The sequence below is a fragment of the Moorena sp. SIO2C4 genome, assembly GCF_010672485.1.
Classification (GTDB): domain Bacteria; phylum Cyanobacteriota; class Cyanobacteriia; order Cyanobacteriales; family Coleofasciculaceae; genus Moorena; species Moorena producens.
Genome location: NZ_JAAHGN010000312.1, coordinates 1 through 7,292, shown reverse-complemented (window position 1 = coordinate 7,292; position 7,292 = coordinate 1). Strand labels below are relative to the sequence as shown.

Below are 7,292 nucleotides of genomic sequence, written 5' to 3'. Positions count from 1 at the left end.
ATTGAAGAAAAACCATTACGGGGAAACCTAGCAGCTTGTGTGGATGTACTGGCTGGTTTGCGGTTTGATCAAGAATTAGTTCGTCGATTGTTAAGGGAGGAAGTTATGGAAGAATCAGTCACCTATCAAGATATTATCCAAAAGGGAGTCCAAAAGGGACTCCAGCAGGGACTCCAGCGCGGAAAGCAGGAGGAAGCGGTATTAATTGTGATGCGTCAGCTAACCCTGAGGTTAGGTTTACTTGACCCTGTGCTCCAACAGCAGATTGAGGGATTATCGATTACTCGATTGGAGGAATTGAGTGAAGCGTTGTTGGATTTTGAGACAGTAACAGATTTAGCGGTTTGGTTGGAGCACTAAATCCCAATTTTTGAATTAAGAATGTAGAATTAAGAATTAAGAATTAAGAATTAAGAATTAAGAATTAAGAATTAAGAATTAAGAATTAAGAATTAAGAATTAAGAATTCTACATTCTGCATTCTGCATTCTGCATTCTGCATTCTACATTCTACATTCTGCATTCTACATTCTACATTCTGACAGACAACCTTGGCCAAAAGGCCACGCTACGCGAACAACGTCAGAACCTTGATACATTAAGATTGGTCAAGAGCTATTCCGATTCAAACCACAGGAGTAATAACATGGCCGGAAAGCAAATCTTAATGCTCGTAGGTGACTTTGTAGAAGACTACGAAGTGATGGTTCCGTTCCAAGGGTTGCAGATGGTAGGACATACCGTTGATGCTGTCTGTCCTGACAAAAAAGCTGGGGACATTGTTCGCACAGCGGTTCATGACTTTGAAGGAGACCAGACTTACACGGAGAAGCCTGGTCACAACTTCACTCTCAATGCCACTTTTGATGGGATCAATCCTGAAGATTATGATGCCCTAGTGATTCCAGGGGGGCGAGCACCAGAATACATCCGCCTCAATCAAGATGTGATCAAAATCGTGCAGCACTTTGCCCAAGCCAACAAACCAATCGCAGCAATTTGTCATGGTGCTCAATTGTTGGCAGCAGCAGATGTAATCCAGGGTAAAAAATGTTCCGCTTATCCAGCCTGTGGTCCCGATGTTACCCGTGCTGGTGGAACCTATGCTGACATCCCAGTAGATCAAGCAATAGTAGACGGTAATTTAGTAACAGCTCCTGCTTGGCCTGCTCATCCCCAGTGGCTAGCAGAATTCCTCAAAGTTTTAGGTACTCGCATCGAGCATTTAGACCCAGTTGTGGTTTAGTCGAAAGTTCATGTAGGGTGGGCAGTGCACCAGACAGATAATGAAGCTTGCAAAGCGCGTTGGTAGGCACTGCCCACCCTACGATTAATGACTTTTAACTATCACTTTTAACTATCAAATCAAGCATCAGGAATAAACCAATATAGCAAGTCTTATAGCTATGAGGTACAAAGCGATCCCCCGTTTCCCTTAAAAAGTGGGACTTTTAAGTTGAGAAGCGTACCTCATAAATGCAAGAAGGCGTTGCTGAATTAAGGAATGAATGCGCGATCATCTGGTTTTGTTGAAGCCCCCTAAATCCCCCAAGTTTGGGGGACTTTTAGAGTTTTTTTCCCCCCAGAATTGGGGGGTTAGGGGGGCGAAACCATACCCATAATCAGCAACGCCTGCAAGAAAAGCTATAGATCCGTTTCATCCTTCATACTTGATTTAATATTGCGGTACTGATGAATCAATTTCCTGACTCCAGGCGGTAATACCCCCTTTAACATTAATCCCTTCAATACCAGCCTCTTTCAAAATTCCCAAGGCTTTCGCTGAGCGACCTCCCTTTTTGCAATGGGCAATCAAGCGATGACCATTAACCAGTTCCTTGACTTTTGCTACACCAGAACCTTGTTCAATATCCGGTAATGGCACTAGCACTGAGCCAGAAATCTTAGCAATATCATACTCATGGGGATTGCGGACATCAATCAAAACAAAATCATCCGCACCACTTTCCATGAGTTCCTTGAGCTCCTGGACATTCATCTCTTTGATATCCATCTGGCGTTTGGCTTCCTCTTCTTGAGCTTGGGGAATGCCACAGAATTGTTGATAGTCAATCAACTTCTCAATCACCGGTCGTTCTGGATTCGGTCGCAGTTTCAATTCCCGGAAGGTCATATTTAAAGAGTTGTACAGCAACAAACGTCCACTGAGGGTATCCCCCTTGCCTAAAATAATTTTGACCGTTTCCGTTGCTTGGATCACACCAATAATTCCTGGCAGAATGCCCAAAACTCCTCCTTCGGCACAGGAAGGTACCATTCCTGGTGGTGGGGGCTCAGGGAACAAGTCGCGGTAGTTGGGACCACCTTCGTAATTAAACACTGTCGCCTGTCCCTCAAACCGGAAAATAGAGCCATAGACGTTTGGCTTATTCAGAAGTACACAGGCATCATTGACTAGGTAACGGGTGGGAAAGTTATCTGTACCATCGACGATAATGTCATAGGGTGCCATGATTTCCAAGGCATTCTCGGAATTCAGCAGGGTTTCGTAGAGGTCTACCTGACAGTGAGGGTTGATTTCTAGAATCCGCTCTTTGGCCGACTGAATTTTGGGTTTACCTACCCACGACGTCCCGTGAATTACCTGACGTTGGAGATTAGAACTATCTACAACATCGAAATCTACTAGACCTAGGTTTCCAATTCCAGCAGCAGCAAGATAGAGCAATAGGGGTGAACCTAATCCACCACTACCTATACATAGGACACTGGCAGCTTTGAGACGTTTTTGTCCTTCTAAGCCAACTTCGGGCAAAATCAGGTGTCGGGAGTAACGTTCGTATTCGTCTTTACTTAATTGGATTTCATCTAGATTGGGATTTAACATGGCATGTTGGGTTTGAAGCGGTAAGACTCAGGACTTAACCTTTGATAATGATAGTTTCTTCTGGCTGGAACTGGTGGTGTTCATCCAGGCTCCAACTTCTGAAGTCACACGCTTTACCTTCCTCAACAGCAACAATAATATACGAGTATTGCTGCCAAGCGATCGCACGATCAAATTCTGAAGGTACCGCTGGGTGATCCGGATGAGAGTGATAGATCCCGATTATATCGAGATTGCGATCGCGTGCGTCTTTTTGTGCCCGCATTAGCACCTCAGGAGCAATGCTGAATCGGCGCTGTCTGCTATAATCTCCCTGATGTTTGCCCTCAACCGTAGGATAGGCATCAGCTGCTTCAGCATCCCAGTTGTTCGGTGTGGGTAATACCTCAACCAGCGTTTTCACATCACCCCGGTGCTTACCCAATAGTAAACCGCAGCACTCTTCAGGATAGGTGCTCTCTGCGTGATTTTGAATTGCCAGTTGATGCTCACTGTCCAGTCTTAAGCCCATACCCATTTAACCATCACCATGTCTTGATGCAACTCTTTTTTGTTCACAGTTGAGTGTATATGTAAGCATATGCGCTACGCGCAGGCTAAGCCAACAGCCGTCAGCCGTCAGCCGTCAGCTTATTTTATTCAAAAGCTGTTCGGTGTAGCGTGGCCACAGGCCAATGGCCACTCAAGTAGCACCATCTGTAGTGCGTAAGCATTCAGCTATCAGCCGTCAGCCGTCAGGTTATTTTATTCAAAAGCACCATTAGTAGCCTAAGCTATGGGCATAAACTGTTCGGTGTAGCGTGGCCACAGACCTTTAGCTGTTCAGGTAGCATGGGCGTAGCGCTAATCGCTGTTCGCTGATAGCTGACGGCTGAATGCTTACGTAGCGCTAATCGCTGTTCGCTGATAGCTGATAGCTGATAGCTGATAGCTGATAGCTTACGTGTATATTACCGTCAACTGTCAACCGTTAACCAAAAATTATCAATTATCAAATTATCAACTATAATATCACTTGTAATAGGTAAGATATTGTCGGGTGTAATACGTATTAGTCTTCAGTGTTGGTCAAATTTAAATTAACAAGTCTCAAGTCACAAGTCTCAATCGTAAATTTTCAATTAACAAGTCATTAAGGACCAGGGTTTGATATGACTCCTAACCGCACTATAACAGCAAACAACGAAGAGTATCGATTTTTTTTTCAGGAGAATGCTGCCAATATTTTTAAACACCATGACCGGGAAGTAATAGACTGCTTGCAACGTCGTAAAATTTCGATTAGCAACATTATACCATTGGATCAGGTTTACAATATATCTGTAAAAATCGGTAAAAATATTCCCTTTAAGTCAGTAAAAAAGTTGGCCTTACAACAAATGGAGGCAGTAGGAGAATTTCTTCAATATTTTCAAATCAGCATCCTCGGTCAACCCACCAGTATCTTCCAACTCCATGAGATTGAAATTAAAATAGATAAAATTTTTACCCCTGGCTTAACCTATGAGGGCGGAAAACTACTAATCTCTATTCCCGACTCGTCCTTACCGTTTCAGTCCCGTTACCTTAGCGATCAGGAGCTGAAAAATCAATGGAATAAGGGGAATCATCTTTCCAAAAAGTCTCTGTCTCGTAAAGCTTGGTGGTTATTAAATCCGATCGGGGAATTTAGGACTAACCTCAGAACAATGCTATGGCAAGCTGCCCAAAAGCAAATTTTAGGTATTGACAAACTATTACTTAAGTTTGGCTTAATTGATAGATATGATAGCAGTCAACAAAGTGGTGAGCAACCCAGCTTACTGTTCAACCAGAATCCACCACCACAAGATCAGGGGTTGAGACAGAATCCTCCAACACAAGATCAGGGATTCAGAGAAGGTGCGATCGCATTGATCAAAAACTCTGTAAATGAAGAGAAGCTGGGAATAGACTTAGAAGTCGTACTTAAGGATCAAGATGAGGCTACTTTAGGGAAGCTGCTGGGATTATTTAGGCAAAACTTGGCAGACGCCGGCCAAATGGAAGAACTGATTGAAGCTGGTGCTTTAACCCTACAACAAGCCGTTTTCCATGAACAATCTGAAATTGATATTAAGATGTTTGGGTTTGTGAATGTGGGTAATTATCATCGCATTGATGTATCGCTGAATATAAGTGCTGGTTACTTGAAAAAATATGTTGAATTGATTCCCAGAAAGGCTGTTATAAAAGCAATTCAATTCGGATTTGTTAACGTCTATACTATAGACGATATTACAGTAAATCCTAACTTCCATGGAGCAATTAAGCTCTATTGGGAAACTGCTGCTCTGGAAAAATCACTGCAAGAATTAAGTCTAGTAAATCTCTCAGAGCAGTCAAGTTAGTAAACGTCAGCGGTCAGCGGTCAGCGGTCAGTGGTCAGCGGTCAGTGGTCAGTTATCAAGTATGCAGACGGAAGTCACATTAAACAGATAGTTACCTGTTATATTCAAAAGCACCTCAAGTAGCGACTGAATCAAGACAGCGTGGGCGTAGCCCATAAGCTAATAGCTAATAGCTGATAGCTGATAGCTAATAGCTGATAGCTGATAGCTGATAGCTGATAGCTGATAGCTGATAGCTGATAGCTAATAGCTGATAGCTGATAGCTGATAGCTTAAGTCATTACTCAATAGTCATCAGGGTACTCAACAGTCAACAGTCAACAGTCATTAATCCCTTGTTAATTGACAAGTTGGTAGTAACCATTGACAATTAACAAGCAATTTTCTGCTTGCAATTATGGCCACTAGCAATCAATTGGAGTCTTTACTCCTACAACTCGATGACCGCAGCTACAAATCCTACAGAGATATCAAGGGCAGCTATCAGTTTCCAGATTTCACTCTAGTGATTGACAGGGTTCAGGGAGACCCCTTTGCCTCTCCTAGCCAAGTGCGCGTGTACTTACCCCAGTCAGTGGCTGGTTTCCCCAGTGAGCTTTATCGAACTGACAGCCGAGCCATTGCCCTAGAAGATTATCTAACTCGCTCATTTGATTGGGTAGCTGGGGAAATGAGCTGTCGGCGGGGTACTGGGAATAGTGGCTTGATTGCCATTACCCGTGTCGGACAATCCGTGCTGGAGCGCACCTCCGCTTTGGTTAGTGATCAAGGGGTAGAAATCCGGTTTGTGGTAGGATTACCAGCTCGTGGTCGTCGGATTTCTGGGCGTCAGGCCGCAGAAATGCTATGCCAAGATATCCCTGATATTATTGACCAATCCATCAAGTATGAAGTCCTCGATCCAGCTGAGATTAAGCATCATGTAGAAACAGTGGAAGATGCCGATTGGCTGCGTCAACAGCTCGGACCCCGTGAATTAGTTGCCTTTATTCCTAACGGTGCTATTTTGCCACGCTCCAGTGGGGTGGATGACAAACCATTACAAGAGGATGCGATCGCATTTCAATCTCCCAAGACACTTCAAGTCGCATTCACTTGTCCCAATCGAGGATTAATTACCGGTATGGGAATCCCAGAAGGGATCACCTTGATTGTAGGAGGTGGCTATCATGGCAAGTCCACAGTGCTCAAAGCCATTGAATTAGGAGTTTACAATCATATTCCTGGAGATGGACGGGAATTAGTAGTCACCAATCCCACCGCCGTCAAGATTCGGGCTGAAGATGGTCGGGGGATTTCTGGTGTAGATATTTCCCCATTTATTAATCAATTACCTCAAGGTCGCTCCACTGAAAAATTTTCCACCACCAATGCTAGTGGTAGCACCTCCCAGGCCGCAAATATTATGGAAGCACTGGAGGCCGGTACCGAGTTACTGTTGGTAGACGAAGACACAGCAGCAACTAACTTTATGATTCGCGATCGCCGTATGCAGGAGCTGATTGCTAAAGATAAAGAACCGATTACACCATTTATTGATAAAGTCCAACAGCTCTATACCGAGTATGGTGTCTCTACTATATTAGTCATGGGAGGCAGTGGAGATTACTTTGATGTAGCCGATACGGTCATTGCCATGGACAACTTCCAACCCCAGGATGTCACGGAAAAGGCTCAGTTAATTGCCGAAAAATACTTTACCGAACGCAGCGCTGAAGGCGGGAAACACTTTGGCACTATTACCCCACGAGTACCATTAGCCCATGGGATTGACCCCAGTCGTGGACGCAAAGCCGTAAAATTGAAAGTCCGAGATGTAGATGAAGTAGGGTTTGGTGCAGAAAATATTGATTTATCTGCTGTTGAGCAGATTGTAGAAGTAGGTCAGTTAAGAGCAATTTCCAAAGCTCTTGTTTATGCTAAAGAGCATTATATCGATGAACGGTTGACCCTATCGGAAATTTTAGCTCTGGTGATGAGGGATATTGAAGAAGAAGGATTCGATGTACTAACGTTCTTTCCTGAAGGGGATTTAGTTCAATTCCGCCCCTTGGAATTAGCAGCAGCGCTGAATA

7 protein-coding genes are annotated in these 7,292 nt (G+C 44.0%); 5 read left to right on the top strand and 2 right to left on the bottom strand.

What is annotated here, in order from left to right:
* On the top strand, positions 1-360 hold a 360-nt coding region (locus F6K20_RS17305), incomplete at its 5' end, for a DUF4351 domain-containing protein (RefSeq protein ID WP_287295429.1).
* 286 nt (positions 361-646) lie between these two features.
* Entirely contained in the window at positions 647-1,246 is a 600-nt protein-coding gene (locus F6K20_RS17300; RefSeq protein WP_008190336.1) for a DJ-1/PfpI family protein, read from the top strand.
* Positions 1,247-1,675: 429 nt separating this feature from the next.
* Here F6K20_RS17300 and moeB read toward each other — a convergent pair whose 3' ends face one another.
* Positions 1,676-2,848 (bottom strand): molybdopterin-synthase adenylyltransferase MoeB, encoded by a 1,173-nt coding sequence (gene moeB, locus F6K20_RS17295; RefSeq protein ID WP_008190334.1) that lies wholly within the window; start codon positions 2,846-2,848, stop codon positions 1,676-1,678.
* Between the two features lie 34 nt (positions 2,849-2,882).
* Positions 2,883-3,365 (bottom strand): M67 family metallopeptidase, encoded by a 483-nt coding sequence (locus F6K20_RS17290; RefSeq protein WP_008190332.1) that lies wholly within the window; start codon positions 3,363-3,365, stop codon positions 2,883-2,885.
* A gap of 63 nt (positions 3,366-3,428) precedes the next feature.
* Between F6K20_RS17290 and F6K20_RS17285 the strand changes: the two genes are divergently transcribed.
* The 3 genes from F6K20_RS17285 to F6K20_RS17275 form a co-directional block, all read left to right on the top strand.
* Positions 3,429-3,557: a hypothetical protein gene (locus F6K20_RS17285; RefSeq protein WP_267872113.1), complete on the top strand. Its 129-nt coding sequence runs from the start codon at positions 3,429-3,431 to the stop codon at positions 3,555-3,557.
* A 442-nt stretch (positions 3,558-3,999) separates the two neighbouring features.
* On the top strand, positions 4,000-5,217 hold the full coding sequence (locus F6K20_RS17280) for a hypothetical protein (protein ID WP_287249548.1): 1,218 nt from the start codon (positions 4,000-4,002) through the stop codon (positions 5,215-5,217).
* A gap of 397 nt (positions 5,218-5,614) precedes the next feature.
* Positions 5,615-7,292, top strand: a 1,678-nt coding sequence (locus F6K20_RS17275; protein WP_287295427.1) for an ABC-ATPase domain-containing protein, incomplete at its 3' end; no start/stop codon positions are given.

What these genes read in the sequence shown, in the direction of transcription:
- F6K20_RS17300 (WP_008190336.1), top strand. Translation starts at nt 647, where the DNA reads ATGGCCGGAAAGCAAATCTTAATGCTCGTAGGTGACTTTGTAGAAGAC.
- moeB (WP_008190334.1), bottom strand. Translation starts at nt 2,848, where the DNA reads ATGTTAAATCCCAATCTAGATGAAATCCAATTAAGTAAAGACGAATAC.
- F6K20_RS17290 (WP_008190332.1), bottom strand. Translation starts at nt 3,365, where the DNA reads ATGGGTATGGGCTTAAGACTGGACAGTGAGCATCAACTGGCAATTCAA.
- F6K20_RS17285 (WP_267872113.1), top strand. Translation starts at nt 3,429, where the DNA reads ATGCGCTACGCGCAGGCTAAGCCAACAGCCGTCAGCCGTCAGCCGTCA.
- F6K20_RS17280 (WP_287249548.1), top strand. Translation starts at nt 4,000, where the DNA reads ATGACTCCTAACCGCACTATAACAGCAAACAACGAAGAGTATCGATTT.